We start from the raw sequence: 16,842 nt of genomic DNA, 5'->3' as shown, positions 1-16,842 counted from the left end.
CAACCGCTGCCAGCGAGGCCAGCGCCCCGGCCGCTTCATCCCGCTCATCCGTGTCCTCAGGCGCCGCAGAACTCAGGCCCGCGAGCACATCAGCAGAGGTATCTTCCGGTTCCGCGTCCTCGACAGCCGCGGTGCGCAAACCCTCCAGAACGCCCGCCGAGGCATCTTCCGCCGGCTTTTCTTCCGGCGCAGCTTCGCGCAAAGCGTCCAGCACCCCGCCCGACGTATCCCCGGGCGCCGCATCTTCAGGCGCCTGTGCCGCCAGCCCGGCCAGAACATCGCCGGAGGTGTCCGCCGCCTCTTCCTCGGGCAGCTCCGCATTGCGCAGGCTTTCCAGAGCCGCGGCGCTGTCCGTATCCCCGGCAGGGGCTGAAACCGCCGCCAGCAGCGACGGGTCGTGCAGGATCTTCTCGATCAGCGTCTCAGCCCCGGCCTTGCCATCCATATAGGCCATCAGGTTGCTGAGCTGGGTGCGCGCCTCCAGCAGCGGACGCAGCGCGTCCACCTTTCCGGCGATGGCGCCAGGCGAGAAATCCGCCATGCTCTCAAACGTCAGGTCCACCGCCAGATTGCCCTCGCCGGTCAGCGTATTGGGCACGGTGAAAGCGGCGCGCGGCGCCAGCCCCTTCATCCGCTCGTCGAAATTGTCGACGTCTATTTCCAGGAACTTGCGGTCGGCAACGCTGGGCTGCTCGACCTCGGATTTGCCCATCAGATCGCTCATCACCCCCATCACAAAGGGCAGCTGCACCTTCTTTTCGGCGCCATAGAGCTCCACATCGTATTCAATCTGAACACGCGGCGCCCTATTGCGGGCGATGAACTTCTGCGAGCTGTCAGCCATTCCCCTGCCCTTTCAGCTGGGCCAGTTCCGCCCGCAAAGCCTTGATCTCCTCATGCAGCTCCAGCACATGCGCGTCCACCACGTCGGTCTCCGATTTCACCAGCTCGCGCAGCTTCTCGAACTCCGCCTCAGCATCAGCCTCCACCGCCGATTGCATGGTGTTGACCAAGAGGCCGATGAACAGGTTCAGAACCGAGAAGGCGGTAATCACGATGAACGGCACAAAGAAGGCCCAGGCAAAGGGGTATACATCCATCACCGGGCGCACGATCCCCATCGACCAGCTTTCCAGCGTCATGATCTGGAACAGTGAATAAAGAGACCGGCCCAAGGTGCCGAACCAGGTGTCAAAGGCCTCGCCATACATCATCGTCGCCATCACGCCGAAGACATAGAACACGATCGAGATCATCACGATCACCGCGCCCATGCCTGGCAGCGCATCCAGCAGCGCCTGTACCACCGCGCGCATCTGAGGGATCACCGACAGAAGCCGCAGCGCCCGCACCACCCGCAGACCGCGCAGTGCCGACAGACCCTGGCTGTCGGGCAGCAGACCCACCGAAACCACCAGCAAATCGAAAATGTTCCAGGCCGAGGAGAAGAACCTGAGCCCATAGGCAAACAGCTTCAGCGCCAGCTCCAGCACAAAGATGCCCAGAACCACCCGGTCGATGATATCCAGCAGCCCGCCCACATGCGCGTTAACCGCTGCAGAGGTGCCCAGCCCCAGGGTGATGGCGTTGAAAATGATCACACCCAGCACCGCATTGGTCACCCATTTGCGCTCGACAAATTCCCGTGCCCGGTCCTGAAGCGTCACTCCGCTTTGCGCGCTGCTGTCCAAGGCCATTCTCCACTTCGCCGTTCTTGTGTGCCGGGCGCAGCTGCGCCCGGCGGTTTTCTGTTCAGATATCAGGCCGCGTCGAACACGGTCCCGTCCAGCGCCTTGCTGGTGATCTTGTCATAGGCATAGCCGCCCACTGCGCCGCCCACACCCAGGGCCAGGTCCTTGGCACCGGTGGCAATCGAGTTGCCATCGATCGGCGCGGTCGCCAGCGCGGCGAACTTCAGCGCCTCGCGGAACACCTTCAGCGCCTTCGGGTCCTTGATCGTCAGCGCCTTCACCCGTTTCATCAGATCCTTGATCTTGTTGGCCCAGTCGCGGGCATCGCTGTACATGATCTGGATCTTGTCGATGGCGCTTTGCACCGCTGAGTAGTTGTCGGCCAAGGCGGTATCCAGCGCCTTGCTGACCATCACCAGCTGGGTCTTCTTGTCCTTGATCGGATGCTTCTTGAGCTTCTTGCCGACCTCGGCCAGAAATTCCTTCTTCAGCTTGTCCTGCTGCTTCAGCACCTTGTTCAGGGTCTTGGACAGATCATGCATCTTGACGATCATCTGCGCATATTTCGCCTTCATCGTCTCGGCGCTGTCTTCCACCGTCTTGACCGACGGCTGCGAGATGCCGAGGAACTCCTGGAACACCGCCGCCGACACCTCGTTCACCGCGTTCAGCGCCTTGTTGGAGGCGGCCTTTTCCACCACCGCCAGGTTCTTCTCCAGGATCGCCTTGGACTGGTCGATATTGATCGCCAGCTTGCCGATGTCCTTGGCCAGCGACACGCCGGACTTGATCAGCCCGATAATGCCGAAGGCCGCGCCCGCACCGCCCGAAAACGGCGAGGTCGCCATTGCCGCAATGCTCACCGCCAGCCCGGCCAGGGTGCCGGCAATGGACACGCCGACCTTGATCTTGAACTTGGACCATTCCTTTTTCTTCTTCTGCAGATTGGTCCAGGCCTTCTGCGCCGCCAGTTCAGCACCTTTCTCAGCGACTTTGACGTCATTCTTGATGGCGTCATTCAGCCCCTTCAGCTGCTTTTCCATGTCCTTGTCCGAGGCGCCCTTGTTGGTCATCTCAACAAAAGCCTTGTCGAACACCTTGCACTTCTTCTCGATGGTTTCCTTGGTCTGCTCCAGTACCTCGCTGGCGCCGGAATGGAACTCCTGCTGCAGAAGCGGGTCCTTCTCGACCCCCTTCTCCATCTTCTTGTCAAGCTCCACCACCACCTTGAACGACAGTTTAGGCGGCTCCACCATCTGCAGCCCGGACACTTTTATGTCCAGGTTCTTCAGGTCCATAACAACATGTTTAACCATAGGATTTCCCCCTTACTCGCTACCTTCTGGCGCGTTTAATCAAAACCGTACGTGAACTCCCCGTCCTTGACGTCCACTGCGACTTTCTTCACTTCCCCGCCTTCCATCAGGCGGCGCAGGAACTCGTTTGAGATTTCCGGCAGCATGGTGTTGGTGACAATTGCGTCGATCATGCGGCCGCCGCTGTCGAGCTCCTGGCAGCGGTTGACGATCTCTTCGACCACCGCGTCGGTATATTCGAAGGGCACATCGTGGGTTTCCTGCACCCGCTTCTGGATCCGGCCCAGCTGCAGCTTGGTGATCTCGCCGATCATCTCCGGGCTGAGCGGATAATAGGGGATTGCCACCAGACGCCCCAAAAGCGCCGGCGGGAACACTTTCAGCAGCGGGTCGCGCAGCGCCTTGGCCATGCCCTCCGGATCCGGCATCAGCTCAGGATCCGAACACAGATCCATGATGGTCTCGGTGCCGACATTGGAGGTCAGCAGGATCAGCGTGTTCTTGAAATCGATGATCCGGCCTTCGCCGTCTTCCATGACGCCTTTGTCGAAGACCTGGAAAAAGATCTCATGCACATCCGGGTGCGCCTTTTCGACCTCGTCCAGCAGCACCACGGAGTAGGGCTTGCGCCGCACCGCCTCGGTCAGAACGCCGCCTTCGCCATAGCCGACATAGCCCGGAGGCGCGCCTTTCAAGCTACTGACCGTATGGGCTTCCTGGTATTCCGACATGTTGATGGTGATGACGTTCTGCTCACCGCCATAAAGCACCTCGGCCAGCGCCAGCGCGGTCTCGGTCTTACCCACGCCGGAGGTGCCCGCCAGCATGAACACCCCGATCGGCTTGTTCGGGTTGTCGAGGCCGGCGCGGCTGGTCTGGATCCGCTTGGCGATCATCTTCATCGCGTGATCCTGGCCGATCACCCGTTTGGCCAGATGCTCTTCCAGGTTCAGAATGGTCTCGATCTCATCCTTGACCATGCGGCCGACGGGAATGCCCGTCCAGTCGCCAACCACAGAGGCAATCGCCTGATGGTCCACGATGGGCAGGATCAGTGCAGAGTCGCCCTGCAAAGTGTCCAGCTCGGCGTTCTTGTCCTTCAGCTGCTGCAGCAGTTCCGCCCGGTCCGGCCCGTCTCCGCTGCCTTCGGCGGCGCCCTCCGCGCTGTCGTCTCCAGCATCAACCGTGTCGTCCACGGGCGCAGCCCCCTCCCGGAGCTTGGCGCGCAGGTCGAGAATGTCCTGCACAACCGCCTTTTCCTTGTCCCAGCGTTCGGTCAGCCCGGCCAGCCGTTCCTCCTCGGCGGTCTTGGCGGCTTCCACAGCTTCACGCCGGTCAGCAACCTCATAACCTGCGGTCTCGTCGCGGCCGATAATCTCCAGCTCGGTGGTCAGCGCCTCAATTCGGCGCTGGCTGTCATCCACCTCGGCCGGCACCGCGTGCTGGCTGACGGCAACGCGGGCGCAGGCCGTGTCCAAGAGGCTGACGGATTTGTCCGGCAGCTGACGGGCGGGGATATACCGGGCCGAGAGGCTGACCGCCGCTTCGATCCCCTCATCCAGCACCTGCACGCGGTGGTGGTTTTCCAGCATCGAGGCGATGCCGCGCATCATCAGGATCGCTTTCTGGATACCCGGCTCATCCACCTTCACGACCTGGAAGCGCCGGGTCAGCGCCGGGTCCTTCTCGATGTATTTCTTGTATTCGGCCCAGGTGGTGGCCCCGATGGTGCGCAGAGTGCCGCGCGCCAGCGCCGGCTTCAGCAGGTTGGCCGCGTCGCCAGTGCCTGCAGCCCCGCCTGCCCCCACCAGCGTGTGGGTTTCGTCGACAAACATCACAATCGGCACCGGGCTGGCCTGCACCTCGTCAATCACCTGGCGCAGGCGGTTTTCAAACTCGCCCTTCATGCTGGCACCCGCCTGCAGCAGGCCCACGTCCAGCACCAAGAGCCGCACATCCGCCAGCGCCGGCGGCACGTCGCCGCGGGCAATCCTGAGGGCAAAGCCCTCGACCACGGCCGTTTTGCCCACCCCGGCCTCGCCGGTCAGGATCGGGTTGTTCTGCCGCCGCCGCATCAGGATATCGACGATCTGGCGGATCTCCTCGTCGCGGCCCACGATGGGGTCGATCTCCCCCGCCTTGGCCTGCGCGGTCAGATCGGTGCAGAACTGCTCCAGCGCCTCACCCTTGCCCATGGCACCAGGCGCCATCGCGCCCGAGGCCTCGCCCGGCTCGGCGCCGCCCCCGGTCACATTGGAGCCATCCTGCGCACCCAAGGCATCCTCGGGCGAGCCGTCGGTGGCCTCGTGGAAATTGTCGGCCAGATCATCCGCACCGATCTTCGCCAGCTCCGGCGACATGTTCGACAGGATATTGCGCAGCGCCGGCGTCTTCAGCATGCCCAGGAGCAGGTACCCGCTGCGCACCTGGCCCGAGGAATAGAGCAGCGAGCCCCAGACCCAGCCGCGCTCCATCGCATCCATCAGGTGATCGGAGAGATCGGAAATCGTCGAAGCGCCGCGCGGCAGCATATCAAGAGCGCGGGTCAGTTCAGTTGCGATCTTGCCCGGGTCCAGTTTGTAATGCTCGATGATCCGGTGCAGGTCGCTGTCTTGCTGCGCCAGGAGCTGATGCATCCAATGCACCAGTTCCACATAGGGGTTGCCCCGCATCTTGCAGAACACGGTTGCACTTTCAACGGCCTGGTATCCCAGCTTGTTCAGCTTGCCAAACAGCGCCACGCGGCTGATCTCGGTCATCTCAAATCCCTCCCTCTACTCGCTCTTCAGCCCCGGCGCCTAATCCCGGGTACAGGTATAAATCATTCACGTCCGGCTGATCCGCCTCCGGGTCCGGGCGCGAGCGCACCCAGCTGGTATGCCCCAGCCGCGTGGTGCCGCCCAAGGACGCGCGCGGCACCTCGTCGCCGGCCAGGATCAGGTTCACATCCCAATCCAGGAAATCCCCGGCATAGGACCGCACAATCGCGCGCAGCCGCTTCAGTGCCTCGCCGCCCGGCAAAAGCCGTTCGTAATCCTGCAGCTTCAGCGGCCCGATGCGGATGCGGAACTTGGCCGAGCGGCTCCAGACCTTGTCGCCGATGCTGGTGCTCTGCCCCAGCCCGCCATAGCCCAGGGCCCAGCGGTCGTCCGGCTCCAGCTCCAGCCAGCTGCCGACAAATTCCTGCAGGGTGACCGGCACCTCGAAAAACGCCGACAGGATCGACACCAGACCTTCCGGGTTCTTCGCCCCCTTGGCCAAATGGCCTGCGAAATGCAGCTTGGCCATGTCCGGCATGTCGTCGCGGTCGCCGAACTTGAAGCCGTTATAGCCGATCAGCGACGACACTTTGCGCGCCATCGGATCATCGGCCCGGTCGAAGCTGACGGCAGGCGAGCCCTGCGTCCAGGCCCGGTACAAGAGGCTCATCATCCGGTGCGTCAGCATATCGGCAAAGGCCACCAGCGTCGGGTCGCGGTGGTTGCGTTTACGGTCGCGGGCGTATTCGGTCAGGTGCAGCGGCAAGGGGCCTTGGGGGCCGAACAGGCCAAAGAACCGGTTGGTCAGAACAGCAGGCTTGCCGCCCTCTGCCGGTTTGAAATCGGCAATGGTCGAGGGCGGGAACGCCAGCTCCGCCTCCTGCCCCAGCCGCAGCATATCTTCCCGCGGGCGGCGGCTTTCGCCGAGGCGCGGGGCGTCATTGAAATGCGCCTCCAATACCCGGAGGGCGTGAAAAACGTGATGTTTTTCAGGCTCCATGGCCAGCCGGCCATAGAGGCTCAGATCATCCGGCCGAGGCCCTTTTCCGGTCGCCATCTGGCAATTTCCCCGCGTTTTTCAGTCGTCAGGACTGTCTCCGTGAATGAGTTGATGCTGGCATAGCCGCGGAAGAACCGCTCCAGCACGGCTCCCAGCGCATAGATGTTGCTGCCCTCGAAAAAGCTCTCGTCAAAGCCCAGGGTGATCTCCAGCCCCCGCACCGCAGTCGACAGGATCTCGTCGCTCATCCGCCGCACGATGGGGCGTGCGCCCACCGACAGGATGCCCTCCAGCTGCTTCTCCGTCACCCGGTCGCCGAGCGGCGCATAAAGCCCCACCAGCTCGCGCAGTGCCTCCGCCGACTGGCCTTTGCCGGTTTCGGCAATCGAGACGTAGTTGAGGCTCAGATGCGAAATCAGCCGCCAGGCGGTATCGCCCTGCGCCAGCGTCGGATGCGGACGGGTCGGAGACACCGGCAGCGTCACCTTTGTCACCGGGCCGCCTTCGGGCAGCTGAAACACGTCGTCGCTGCCGGTGGCCAGCAGCATCGGCAGATCGCGGTTGGTGCAAAGCGCATTGACCGCCAGCTGCTCCAGCCCCGAGGAATAAGGCGCCTGCGCCCGGTCCACCAGCGTCAGGAACACCTCGGAGCCCAGGTAAGAACTCCTCACCCCGCGCAGGCGTTCCTTTTCCGAGCGCTGCCGCATCCGCCGCTTGATGGTGTAATAAGCCGGGTGGCTTTCGCCCGCCGCGGTGAAATCATTGGCGGAATAGAACGGACGGAACACCACGTCATCCTCGCCCTCGCCGCTGATCCCGACCACGCTCTGCAGCGCGTAGACCTCGAAATCGAGGCCCGCGGTACGGTTCGGGATCACATGGTGCTCGGTGTCGATCGGCGCAATCCGCACCCGGTCGCAGCGTTTCTCGAACAGGTTGACGGCCGGAACCGCATTCAGCTGGAACACCTCCGGCACCACAATGGGGGCAATCTCCGGCATCCCCTCGCGCAGGAGGACATAGAGATCCACCTCGTTGCCTTCGGAATTCTCCAGACCCGCTTTCAGCCCCTGCAGCTCGACAAAGCGGAACCGCTCGGGCATGGCAAAATATTCCTGCAGCAGCCGGTAGCCGTCATAGACCCGGCGCGGCAGCGGCAGCAGCGCTTCCTCGGGGCTGAACCCCTTCTGCACAACTTTGGCGCCGCGCAGCGGCAGCTGCCAGTCAGCGCGCCGGTCGGTGGAACGCGCCACAATCCCCTGCACCTGGGTGCACAGCAGCTCCAGCAGCGGCCAGCTGTTGCCCGCCGCGCTGGAGAGATACAGCGACAGCTTGTCCATCTCCAGCTTGCTGATCGGGTCGCCGTCGATCCGCTTGATGCGCAGCCGGATGCCCGCCCGCGCATCATAGCCTGTGGCCACGCCCGCTGCGACCAGCTCGCCGCGGCCGTCGATATACTGCGCCTCGGTGATCTGGATCGGCCACATGGTCAGATCAGAGGCCGTGCGGAACTCGCACGGGGTCTGCTCGCCCTCGGTCAGCCTGGAGCGCAGCGTCGAGCCTCTCGGCAGCACATAGCCGCTTTTCACCGCCGAATTGGCCGCATCCGGCTCAAACGCTGCAATCATCATTGACGGCGTCGGCGCCAGATAATGCGGATAGATGATCTCCAAAAGGTTCGAGGTGAAATTCGGATACTGCAGCTCCAGCTCCAGCTGGACACGTGCCGACAGGAAGGCGACGCCCTCCAGCAGCCGTTCCACATAAGGGTCCAGAACCTCGACCCCCTCCATCCCCAGCCGGGCGGCGATTTTGGGATAGGCAGCCGCAAACTCCCCGCCCATATCGCGCAGGTAGTTCAGCTCGTTCTCGTAATGGGTCAGCAGCCGTGTATCCATCTCACAGCGCCCTTTCCATTTCCACTTCGCCGGTGGTCAGATCGACCTTGCTGCGCAAATACAGCTCCAGCGGCATCGGCTGCGCCCACATGTCGGCGCGGATCTCCAGACCCACGGTCATCTCGGTCGCGTCGGTTCCATCCTGCAGCCGCACATCCACCGATCCTTCAATAATCCGCGGCTCATATGTTGTAATCGCCTGCTTGATCGAACGGCGGATCGCCTGAGCCTTTTCCGTGGTCGAGGCCTCGCCGGCCACTTCGATCAGACCGTAGTTCAGCACCGAGGCCGAGATCGCCGGGTATTTCTCCGCATCGAAATGGCTCTCGACATTCTGGGTGTTCAGCAGCCAGGACAGATCGCGCTGGATGATTTCCCGGAGCCGCCCAAGATCAATCACCCGGCTCTCGCGGGTTTCCTTCTGATCGCCAGGTGCATTGTCTGTCAGCCGGTCCAGCAGCGAGGGCTGCAGGCGCTCGGCCAGAGTCTTGTCAGCCATTTTCTATGTCATGCCCATCCATCTTGAGCGAGCGCACATCCATGATGGCAATGTCCTCATCCCCGATCGTCAGCAGCCGCTGGCCAAGACCGGTAAAGGTATCCTCGCCGGCATCTTCCCACACAGTGGCGCGCGCCAGCATCGACAGCCCGTCGGCTTTTTCACTGCCGGGGTAGCGGGACGGGATCATCGCCGCGACCGCGCCGCCGCCCGCCAGGGTCAGCGTGCCTGCGGTCCAGACCGCATCGCGCAAATCGCTCGGCTCCTCGGCCTCAAACGAGACGATCTGCGAGAACGGCAGCCAGTAGTACTTGCCGTTCACCACCGTCTCCAGCACCGGGCCCAGCCGCATGTCGGCATCGGCAATCCAGTCGAACCGCTTGCCGTTGATCTCGCCCGGGCTTGCAGGGGCTGCGTCAAACGCCTTGGCGCGCAGCTCCGCCGCTTCCTTGGGGTTGCCGGCTGCCAGCAGTTTCTGCGCCTCGATCAGATGCGCCAGCCATTCCTCGGGCTCGCCCAAGATCAGCGGCGCCTTTTCGCCGGCAAAGACCTTCTCGCGATACACTTCGCAGATGATCGCCTCGCGGTAGGCCTGCGCCATCACCGTGGCGCCTTCATCCAGTCCGGCCGCGGCCTTCAGCTGGGCAATCGCCCGGTTCCAGTCGCCCAGAACGCACAAAAGCTGAAACAGGAACACCCGCAGTTTCGGATTGCTGGCGTCCGCCCTGATCTTGGCCTGCAGCGCCTCCAGCGCCGCCCTGGGATCACCGGCTTTCAGATGCTCTTCGGGTGTCATGGGGCTCTACTCCGCAACAAGGATGAATGCTGGAAATGCGTCAGAAAAAACGGACCCCGGACGCAATACACCCGGGGCCAGCCAATAGTTTTATTCGACCTTGCCGGTCTGCACGTTCCACTTGAAGGTGCCTTCGGTGGTGAGCTTGCCGGTCTTCTGATCGGTCGATTTGTACTCATGCTCGATCGAGGCATAAGCCAGCGACCAGGTCTCTTCCGGAATGCCGTCTTCGCTTGCGGAGATCGAGTAGCTGTCGACAACCACGTCTTTCATCTTCCAGATCGAATAGACCAGCAGGCCCTGGCTTGCGCTGTCACCCGAGCGGCACCAGTGCATGACGATTTCCGGGCGCACGGTGCCGTTGGCAACCGACAGCGCCAGGTCGTTCGAGGCCTTGCCCATCTGCGAGGTCAGCTCGATCTTGCCGAAGTTGGAGTTTGCGTGCATCCGCTGGGTCGAGCCCAGGTCGGTCATTTCAACCGCGCGCTCGACGTTCCAGCTTGCGGACTGAACGACAATCCACTTCTTGTGGTTTTCTTCGGTGGCATCACCGGTGATGTCCGAGATCTGGACGAACATATTTGCAGCCATTTTGCTATCCTTTCAAAAATTAAGAATTCTACTGCACTATGATGGTTTGAGGCTGGGGAGTGGGTAATCAGCCTCCTTTTTCCGAGGGCAGTTTCGATACCAGCCGCAGCGAGACGGAAAGCCCCTCAAGCTGGTAATGCGGGCGCAGGAAAAATTTCGAGGTGTAATACCCCGGGTTGCCCTCGACCTCTTCCACAACCACTTCGGCTGCGGCCAGAGGTTTGCGCGCCTTCTCGTTCTCCGAAGAGATATCTGCATTGAAGTCAACATAGTTGTTGATCCAGTCCTGCAGCCAGGACTCCATATCCTGACGGCTTTTGAACGAGCCGACTTTGTCCCGCACCATGCACTTGAGATAGTGCGCGAACCGGCATGTGGCGAACAGATACGGCAGCCGCGCGCCCAGATTGGCGTTTGCGGTGGCGTCCGGATCGTCATATTCGGCCGGCTTGTGCAGCGACTGCGCGCCCATGAAGGTCGCAACGTCGGTGTTCTTGCGGTGGATCAGCGGCATCATGCCGTTCTTCGCCAGTTCCGCCTCGCGCCGGTCGTCGATGGCAATCTCGGTCGGGCATTTCTGATCGACGCCGCCATCGGTGGTCGGGAAGGTGTGCGAAGGCAGGTTTTCCAGGGTGCCGCCGCTTTCCACGCCGCGGATCCGCGAGCACCAGCCGTACATCTTGAACGAGCGGGTGATGTTCACCGCCATGCCGTAGGCCGCGTTGACCCAGCCGTATTTGTCGCTGGTCGCGCCTGCGGTGTCTTCCTCGAATGCAAACTCCTCCACCGGGTCGGTCTTGGAGCCATAGGGCAGACGGCCCAGGAAACGCGGCATTGCCAGGCCCACGTATTTCGCATCCTCGCTGTCGCGCAAGCTCCGCCAGGCGGCATATTCCGGGGTCTGGAAGATCTTGGTCAGGTCGCGCGGGTTCGACAGTTCCGCCCAGCTGTCCATCTGGAACAGAGTGGGTTTGGCGCCGGTGATCAGCGGCGCATGCGCGGCCGCGGCGATCTTGGACATTTCACCCAGCAGCTCGATATCCGGCGGCGAATGGTCAAAATGGTAGTCCGCCACCAGGGAGCCGTAGGGCTCGCCGCCCAGCTGGCTGAATTCCTCGGTGTAGACCTTCTTGAAGATCGGCGACTGGTCCCATGCCGTGCCCTTGAACTTCTTCAGGGTCTTCGACATTTCCTTCTTGGTGATCGGCATCACCCGGATCTTCAGCTGCTCATCGGTCTCGGTGTTGTTGACCAGATAATGCAGCCCGCGCCATGCGCTTTCCAGCTGCTGGAATTCCTCGTTGTGCAGGATCAGGTTCACCTGCTCGGTCAGCTTCTGGTCGATCAGCGACACGATGCTCTCGATCGAACGCAGCGCGTCATCGGAGATCAGAGCGGAATTTGCCAGCGCCTGCTCGGCCAGGGTCTTGACCGCGCTTTCCACGGCAGTCTTGGCCTGATCCGACTTGGGCCGGAATTCCTTCTGCAGCAGATCCGCAAATTCGGTTGAGCCAAAGGCGGCTTCACCACCAGCGGCTTCCGCCTGGAGTTCTTCTTCAGCCATCTTTGTCCTCCCCTATTATTCTTCGCTCTCGGCTTCGCCGCCGGGCTTGGGCTGCGCTGCCAGGGTTTTCAGCAGGCTCGGGTCCTGGATGATCTTCGAGATCAGATCCTCGGCGCCGGTCTTACCGTCCATATAGGTCATCAGGTTGCTGAGCTGGGTGCGTGCTTCCAGCAGCTCGCGCAGCGGCTCCACCTTGGCGGCGATGGCCGCGGGCTTGAAATCGTCCATGCTGTCAAAGGTGATGTCGACCGCCAAGTTGCCCTCGCCGGTCAGCGTGTTGGGCACGGTGAAGGCCGCGCGCGGCGCCATCGACTTCATCCGGTCATCGAAGTTGTCGACATCGATTTCCAGGAACTTGCGGTCCGCCACCGCGGGCTGCTCCACTTCGGATTTGCCCACCAGGTCGCTCATCACGCCCATCACGAAGGGCAGCTGCACCTTCTTCTCGGCGCCGTACAGCTCCACGTCATATTCGATCTGGACCCTTGGTGCCCGGTTGCGGGCAATGAATTTTTGTGAACTTCCGGCCATCTAGGTCTCCTTCACTAGTCTTTGCTTGCACGGCTGCTGCGGCGGCTTCCGCCGCCGGCGCCTGCCGCGCCCATTAATCGTCGTCGTCTTCGATGCCGCCGATCAGGTGGACGTTATCCACCCCCTGCGGCGCCATGTCGTTCATGATGGTGAGGAAGTCCGCCCCCACCAGACGCTTGCACCGCTCCAGCAGGATCGGCAGCGGGCTCGACGGTTCTGCCCGCCGGTAATAGCCGATGATGCGGTCCAGCGCGTTGGACACATCCGCAGGCGAGTTGATCGCTCCCGGCGCCGCGGGGGCTGCGCGCCCGCCTGCCGCCGGAGCTGCTGCGCCGCCCTCTTCCGCAGCGGCGTCTTCGGCATCGTCTTCATCCGCCGCTGCATCCGCGCTGACATTGCCATAGTCGCGGATCTTCCGGGCCATCTGCTGCAGCAGCTTGATCAGCGCGCTCAGATCCGGCCCCTGCCCCGGCGTGTTCTCGTCAAACGCCGCCGAAATCGCCTTCACATTATCCGCCGCGGCTTCAATCGCCGCAAGCCGCGCCTCGATGATCTCGTCGTCACTGTCCTGGAACGCGGCCCCGATGGTCGCCGAGTCCGGGATGTGCTCCATGTCCGAGGGCGCTGTCATCACCCCTTCGGCAATCTCGATGTCGCGGAACGAGAACCGGCCGAAGCCGCGGCTCTCGGTCAGCGGCGCCCGCCGCAGCGAGCGGTAGAGCGGCGATGCCCCGGCCATCCCGTCGGGCTGGCCGCACAGGTCCTGCACCGCGTTGATCCGCATGGTCGGGTCGCCGTCGTCCTCATCCAGCTCCGGATGGCAGGTCTCCCAGAACTCCTCCAGGCAGCCGCGCATATAGGCGGCGACATCGCCAAAGCCGGTCAGCCCTTCGGAATGCAGCAGCGCATCGCCCAGGAACACCGCCGCCCGCAGGTCATGGCTGCGCTCCAGAACCTCCAGCGCTTTTTTCTGCACTTCACGGTAGTCGGGATCAGTGGCCTCGATCTTTTCATCGCCCACCACGGATTCTTCCCCGGGCTGAGCCGCCAGCTCCATCTCGGTGAACGCTGGATCGTATTCGAGGTTCTCGCCGCTGGGCGCGTCTTCCCCCTTGGACTGCAGCAATACTGCCGGATCCATCTAAATGCCCCCCCGCTTCTTCTCAGGTGTTTGCGGCCTCTGTTAACGTAACGTAAAGCAGCCCCCCACCCTTTTCAGGACCGGTGGTTAAGGCTGCCCTAATCTCAAACTAAAACTTGACCCCAAGTGAGCCTTATCGGCATCCTAAAGTCAAATGTTTTCATGCCTTTTCCCAGCGGTGGAATGATGAGTATTGATCGTATTTCCGGCAAGGAAGTCAAAGACATGGTGCGCGAGGGCGCCAAGAAGCGGATGAGTTTCGCCTTCTGCCTCGACGACAGCAAGGACCCGCTGCTGATGATTCAGCCGGGCAAAAAACCCGAAACTTTGCGCAATCCGATGAAGCAGGCGGGCGGCGGCCCTCCGATGGCCTGGGGCACCTACACGGTGCGTTCGGGCGAAATGGAAATGATCTGCGAAAGCGCGCCGGGGCGGATGATCGGCGAGCTGAAAAAGTTTTTCAAACGCAACCCGGCCAAGGTCAACGTGCTGTTCGTCGACGACGGCGGCAACCTTCTCGACAGCCTCAAACCCGAATCCTCCGAAAGCGTTGTTGCTGAAGAAGACGTCTCCGACATCTCCGCTTCGGGCATCGACCCCAAGGCCATTGCACCGCTGAAACGCCGCCTCAAACGGATCCAGCCGCGCATCGGCCTGGCGCCGGGCCCGCTGGAGCTGAAACTCAAGCGCGCCCTGGCCAAATCCGTCGCCCTGATCAACAAGGGCCGGCTGCAGGAGGCCGAGACAATGGTGATGGTGATCGAACGCGCCATTGCCGGCATCGGCAAGGACCGCGAGGACGAGGCCAAAACCATGAAGCGCGGCCAGCGCGAGATGGATCAGCGCTCGCTCGGCGCCCAGGTGAAGCGCGCCCAGTCGCTGCAGGCCAATGTGGCCCGTGCGCCCGGCAAGGCCCGCGACCGCCTGGGCCGCGCCCTGCATGTGGCGGCCCGCCACCTCAAGCGCCGCGACCTCGATTCGGCCCGCGACGCCATGGACAAGATCGAAAAGGCTTTGACCGCATTGGTCTGATCCGCCCCCTTCAGTTGGGTGCGGGCCGGGCCTGAACATAAGAAACCGGAGACAGTGATGACCCTGACACGCCTGCTATCTGCCCTTGCTCTCGCAGCCGCGCCATTTGCCGCCGCCGCAGAAACCGGTCCCCTCCGGGTCGAGCTGAACAAGACCGAGGAGATCGAGGGCGGCGGCTGCCGCGCCTTCTTCCTGTTCCGCAACCAGACCGGCAAGAGCTTTGAAGGCTTCGAAATGTCCCTGGCGATCCTCGACGGCCAGGGGGTGATCGACCGGCTGCTGTCGATTGACGCCGCCCCCCTGCCCATCCAGCGCACCACCTTGAAACTCTTCGAAATCCCCGAGATTGCCTGCGGCAACATCTCGGAAATCCTGCTGCATGACATCACCTCCTGCCAGCCGCAGAACGAAGAACAGATGGATTGCTTCCCGATCCTGGAACTCGGCTCCCGCGCCGCCGCACCGCTGGTGAAATAAGCCATGGCCGGCACCTGGGAAATTCTCGGCACCGGCGGTCCGGTGATTGCGCTTCTGGCGCTGATGTCTTTGCTCTCGCTCACCGTGATTGCCGTCAAACTGATCCAGCTCTGGCCGGTGCGTTCCGGAGGCGATGCACGTGAACAGGCTCTGGGCCTGTGGAAGGACGGCGACCGCAAACAGGCGCAGGACACACTCGCAGGCGGCAAATCCCCTGCCGACCGGGTGATGAGCTACGCGATGGAGGCCCTGCAGGAAGGCCTGCGCGGCCCATTGCTGCAAGACGAGCTGCAGCGCCGCGGCAATGAGGAAGTGAGCCGGATGAACTCCCTCATCCGCCTTCTGGAACTCATCGCCATGGTCTCGCCCCTCCTGGGCCTCCTTGGCACCGTGCTCGGCATGATCCAGTCTTTCCAAGAGCTGGAATTGGCCCAGGGCGCCGCCAATGCCTCGGTCCTCGCAGGCGGCATCTGGCAGGCGCTGCTGACCACCGCCGCGGGCCTCTTGGTCGCGATCCCCGCCGCCGTCGCCGCCGGCCTGTTTGCCGCCCGCATCGACGCCGCCGCCCAAGCCATTGAAAGCGCCGCCGGCCGCCTGCTGCTGATCGACGGGTCGCGGTAAAGTGGCCGCCTTTTCACACCCATACTTCCACCGGTCCGCTTGCGGTCCGGTTCGCGCCCGTCCCCGCCCCCCATGCCGGAGGCATGCGTCCAGCCTGACGCGGGCGCGATTGCGCGCCCCCTCGGAGCCGGGCGCGAACCTCCGCAAGGGTATCCAGCAGAGGGCAACATGACCCTCAGCCGCCCAGCCCGCCCCCGCGCCCTGATCTCGCTGGTGCCGATGATCGACGTTATGCTGATCCTGCTGGTGTTCTTCATGGTGACCTCCACCTACCTGAACCTCGATATGATCCCGGCGGTGAAACCCTCTGAAGGAAGCGCCGGCACCACCCAGGCCCCGGCAGGCACAATGATGATCCGCCTCGGAGCTGACGGCGTTCCGGTGCTGCGCGGCACCGCGCTGGATCAGGACACCCTGCGTGCCACCCTCTCCGCCGCAGTTGCCGAAGAACCCCTCACTCAAGTGGTGATACTGCCCTCCGGCGCCGCCCAAACCCAGGCACTGATCACCGTGATGGACGCGGCCGCTCTGGCCGGCGTCACCCGCCTGCGCGTCCTGCGGCTGGAGGCGTCCCCATGAAGCTCAACCGCCCGTCCCGCAGCCCGCATTCGGAAACCATCATCGCGCTGATCGACGTGGTGTTCTTCCTTCTGGTGTTCTTCATGCTGATTGGCCGCATGGACGCCACCGCGCCTTTTGATGTGCGCCCCGCCACCGCCGTCACCGGCCGCGACATGCCCGCCGGCGGCATCACCCTGGCCATTTCCTCTGAAGGAGCCCTGGCGCTGGACGGCGATGAAATCACCCGCGAAGCCCTCTCCCCCGCCCTTTCCGCCCTGCTGGCCGACGACCCGGAGCTGCGCCTGCGCATCAACGCCCACCGCGCGGCCGAGCTGCGCCGGGTGCTGCCGCTGGTCGCCGAGGGC

The 16,842-nt window shown here is 63.0% G+C and carries 16 protein-coding genes and 1 pseudogene; 5 read left to right on the top strand and 12 right to left on the bottom strand.

What is annotated here, in order from left to right; all coding sequences use genetic code 11:
* Positions 1–346: 346 nt before the first annotated feature.
* The 12 genes and pseudogenes from tssB (RA20_RS26230) to tssA form a co-directional block, all read right to left on the bottom strand.
* Positions 347–844 (bottom strand): annotated as a pseudogene (tssB, locus tag RA20_RS26230) (type VI secretion system contractile sheath small subunit); the annotation flags it as partial.
* Positions 837–1,697 carry an ion transporter gene (locus tag RA20_RS20700; protein ID WP_052249106.1) on the bottom strand — a complete coding sequence of 287 codons (861 nt, stop codon included), beginning with the start codon at positions 1,695–1,697 and terminating at the stop codon, positions 837–839. The gene RA20_RS20700 and the pseudogene tssB (RA20_RS26230), both read right to left, overlap by 8 nt.
* A gap of 62 nt (positions 1,698–1,759) precedes the next feature.
* Positions 1,760–3,007, bottom strand: a complete 1,248-nt coding sequence (locus tag RA20_RS20695; protein WP_241482304.1) for a hypothetical protein — start codon at positions 3,005–3,007, stop codon at positions 1,760–1,762.
* A gap of 35 nt (positions 3,008–3,042) precedes the next feature.
* On the bottom strand, positions 3,043–5,766 hold the full coding sequence (tssH, locus tag RA20_RS20690; protein WP_039133182.1) for a type VI secretion system ATPase TssH: 2,724 nt from the start codon (positions 5,764–5,766) through the stop codon (positions 3,043–3,045).
* A gap of 1 nt (position 5,767) precedes the next feature.
* A complete protein-coding gene (gene tssG / locus RA20_RS20685) occupies positions 5,768–6,823 on the bottom strand; it encodes a type VI secretion system baseplate subunit TssG (protein ID WP_039133181.1) in 1,056 nt (351 codons plus the stop codon).
* Positions 6,787–8,664: a type VI secretion system baseplate subunit TssF gene (tssF, locus tag RA20_RS20680; RefSeq protein ID WP_039133180.1), complete on the bottom strand. Its 1,878-nt coding sequence runs from the start codon at positions 8,662–8,664 to the stop codon at positions 6,787–6,789. Before tssF ends, tssG begins: the two co-directional genes overlap by 37 nt.
* A 1-nt stretch (position 8,665) precedes the next feature.
* Complete coding sequence (gene tssE / locus RA20_RS20675) at positions 8,666–9,163, bottom strand: type VI secretion system baseplate subunit TssE (protein ID WP_039133178.1); 498 nt, start codon at positions 9,161–9,163, stop codon at positions 8,666–8,668.
* Positions 9,156–9,959 (bottom strand): type VI secretion system accessory protein TagJ, encoded by an 804-nt coding sequence (locus tag RA20_RS20670; RefSeq protein WP_039133175.1) that lies wholly within the window; start codon positions 9,957–9,959, stop codon positions 9,156–9,158. The genes tssE and RA20_RS20670 overlap by 8 nt, the downstream gene beginning before the upstream one ends.
* A gap of 90 nt (positions 9,960–10,049) precedes the next feature.
* Positions 10,050–10,550, bottom strand: a complete 501-nt coding sequence (locus tag RA20_RS20665) for an Hcp family type VI secretion system effector (RefSeq protein WP_039133172.1) — start codon at positions 10,548–10,550, stop codon at positions 10,050–10,052.
* Positions 10,551–10,617: 67 nt separating this feature from the next.
* The gene (gene tssC / locus RA20_RS20660; protein ID WP_039133170.1) at positions 10,618–12,114 is read right to left on the bottom strand and encodes a type VI secretion system contractile sheath large subunit; all 1,497 of its coding nucleotides are present in this window, start codon (positions 12,112–12,114) and stop codon (positions 10,618–10,620) included.
* A gap of 15 nt (positions 12,115–12,129) precedes the next feature.
* The gene (tssB, locus tag RA20_RS20655) at positions 12,130–12,645 is read right to left on the bottom strand and encodes a type VI secretion system contractile sheath small subunit (RefSeq protein ID WP_039133168.1); all 516 of its coding nucleotides are present in this window, start codon (positions 12,643–12,645) and stop codon (positions 12,130–12,132) included.
* Positions 12,646–12,718: 73 nt separating this feature from the next.
* Entirely contained in the window at positions 12,719–13,786 is a 1,068-nt protein-coding gene (gene tssA / locus RA20_RS20650; protein ID WP_039133165.1) for a type VI secretion system protein TssA, read from the bottom strand.
* A gap of 186 nt (positions 13,787–13,972) precedes the next feature.
* Here tssA and RA20_RS20645 point away from each other — a divergent pair, with 186 nt between their 5' ends.
* The 5 genes from RA20_RS20645 to RA20_RS20625 all read left to right on the top strand — a co-directional run.
* Positions 13,973–14,818, top strand: coding sequence for a hypothetical protein (locus RA20_RS20645; RefSeq protein ID WP_039133214.1), 846 nt, complete (start codon positions 13,973–13,975; stop codon positions 14,816–14,818).
* A gap of 57 nt (positions 14,819–14,875) precedes the next feature.
* Positions 14,876–15,295: a hypothetical protein gene (locus RA20_RS20640; protein ID WP_039133162.1), complete on the top strand. Its 420-nt coding sequence runs from the start codon at positions 14,876–14,878 to the stop codon at positions 15,293–15,295.
* Positions 15,296–15,298: 3 nt separating this feature from the next.
* Positions 15,299–15,916, top strand: a complete 618-nt coding sequence (locus tag RA20_RS20635) for a MotA/TolQ/ExbB proton channel family protein (protein WP_039133159.1) — start codon at positions 15,299–15,301, stop codon at positions 15,914–15,916.
* A gap of 168 nt (positions 15,917–16,084) precedes the next feature.
* Positions 16,085–16,495 carry an ExbD/TolR family protein gene (locus tag RA20_RS20630; protein WP_039133156.1) on the top strand — a complete coding sequence of 137 codons (411 nt, stop codon included), beginning with the start codon at positions 16,085–16,087 and terminating at the stop codon, positions 16,493–16,495.
* Positions 16,492–16,842 (top strand): ExbD/TolR family protein (locus RA20_RS20625; protein WP_039133212.1); only part of this gene is annotated, 351 nt, incomplete at its 3' end. The genes RA20_RS20630 and RA20_RS20625, both read left to right, overlap by 4 nt.

It is taken from the genome of Leisingera sp. ANG-Vp (assembly GCF_000813725.1).
GTDB lineage: Bacteria > Pseudomonadota > Alphaproteobacteria > Rhodobacterales > Rhodobacteraceae > Leisingera.
The sequence above is the reverse complement of the archived record's forward strand: the minus strand, read 5'-3'. Positions and strand labels throughout refer to the sequence as shown.

What these genes read in the sequence shown, in the direction of transcription:
- RA20_RS20700 (WP_052249106.1), bottom strand. Translation starts at nt 1,697, where the DNA reads ATGGCCTTGGACAGCAGCGCGCAAAGCGGAGTGACGCTTCAGGACCGG.
- RA20_RS20695 (WP_241482304.1), bottom strand. Translation starts at nt 3,007, where the DNA reads ATGGTTAAACATGTTGTTATGGACCTGAAGAACCTGGACATAAAAGTG.
- tssH (WP_039133182.1), bottom strand. Translation starts at nt 5,766, where the DNA reads ATGACCGAGATCAGCCGCGTGGCGCTGTTTGGCAAGCTGAACAAGCTG.
- tssG (WP_039133181.1), bottom strand. Translation starts at nt 6,823, where the DNA reads ATGGCGACCGGAAAAGGGCCTCGGCCGGATGATCTGAGCCTCTATGGC.
- tssF (WP_039133180.1), bottom strand. Translation starts at nt 8,664, where the DNA reads ATGGATACACGGCTGCTGACCCATTACGAGAACGAGCTGAACTACCTG.
- tssE (WP_039133178.1), bottom strand. Translation starts at nt 9,163, where the DNA reads ATGGCTGACAAGACTCTGGCCGAGCGCCTGCAGCCCTCGCTGCTGGAC.
- RA20_RS20670 (WP_039133175.1), bottom strand. Translation starts at nt 9,959, where the DNA reads ATGACACCCGAAGAGCATCTGAAAGCCGGTGATCCCAGGGCGGCGCTG.
- RA20_RS20665 (WP_039133172.1), bottom strand. Translation starts at nt 10,550, where the DNA reads ATGGCTGCAAATATGTTCGTCCAGATCTCGGACATCACCGGTGATGCC.
- tssC (WP_039133170.1), bottom strand. Translation starts at nt 12,114, where the DNA reads ATGGCTGAAGAAGAACTCCAGGCGGAAGCCGCTGGTGGTGAAGCCGCC.
- tssB (WP_039133168.1), bottom strand. Translation starts at nt 12,645, where the DNA reads ATGGCCGGAAGTTCACAAAAATTCATTGCCCGCAACCGGGCACCAAGG.
- tssA (WP_039133165.1), bottom strand. Translation starts at nt 13,786, where the DNA reads ATGGATCCGGCAGTATTGCTGCAGTCCAAGGGGGAAGACGCGCCCAGC.
- RA20_RS20645 (WP_039133214.1), top strand. Translation starts at nt 13,973, where the DNA reads ATGAGTATTGATCGTATTTCCGGCAAGGAAGTCAAAGACATGGTGCGC.
- RA20_RS20640 (WP_039133162.1), top strand. Translation starts at nt 14,876, where the DNA reads ATGACCCTGACACGCCTGCTATCTGCCCTTGCTCTCGCAGCCGCGCCA.
- RA20_RS20635 (WP_039133159.1), top strand. Translation starts at nt 15,299, where the DNA reads ATGGCCGGCACCTGGGAAATTCTCGGCACCGGCGGTCCGGTGATTGCG.
- RA20_RS20630 (WP_039133156.1), top strand. Translation starts at nt 16,085, where the DNA reads ATGACCCTCAGCCGCCCAGCCCGCCCCCGCGCCCTGATCTCGCTGGTG.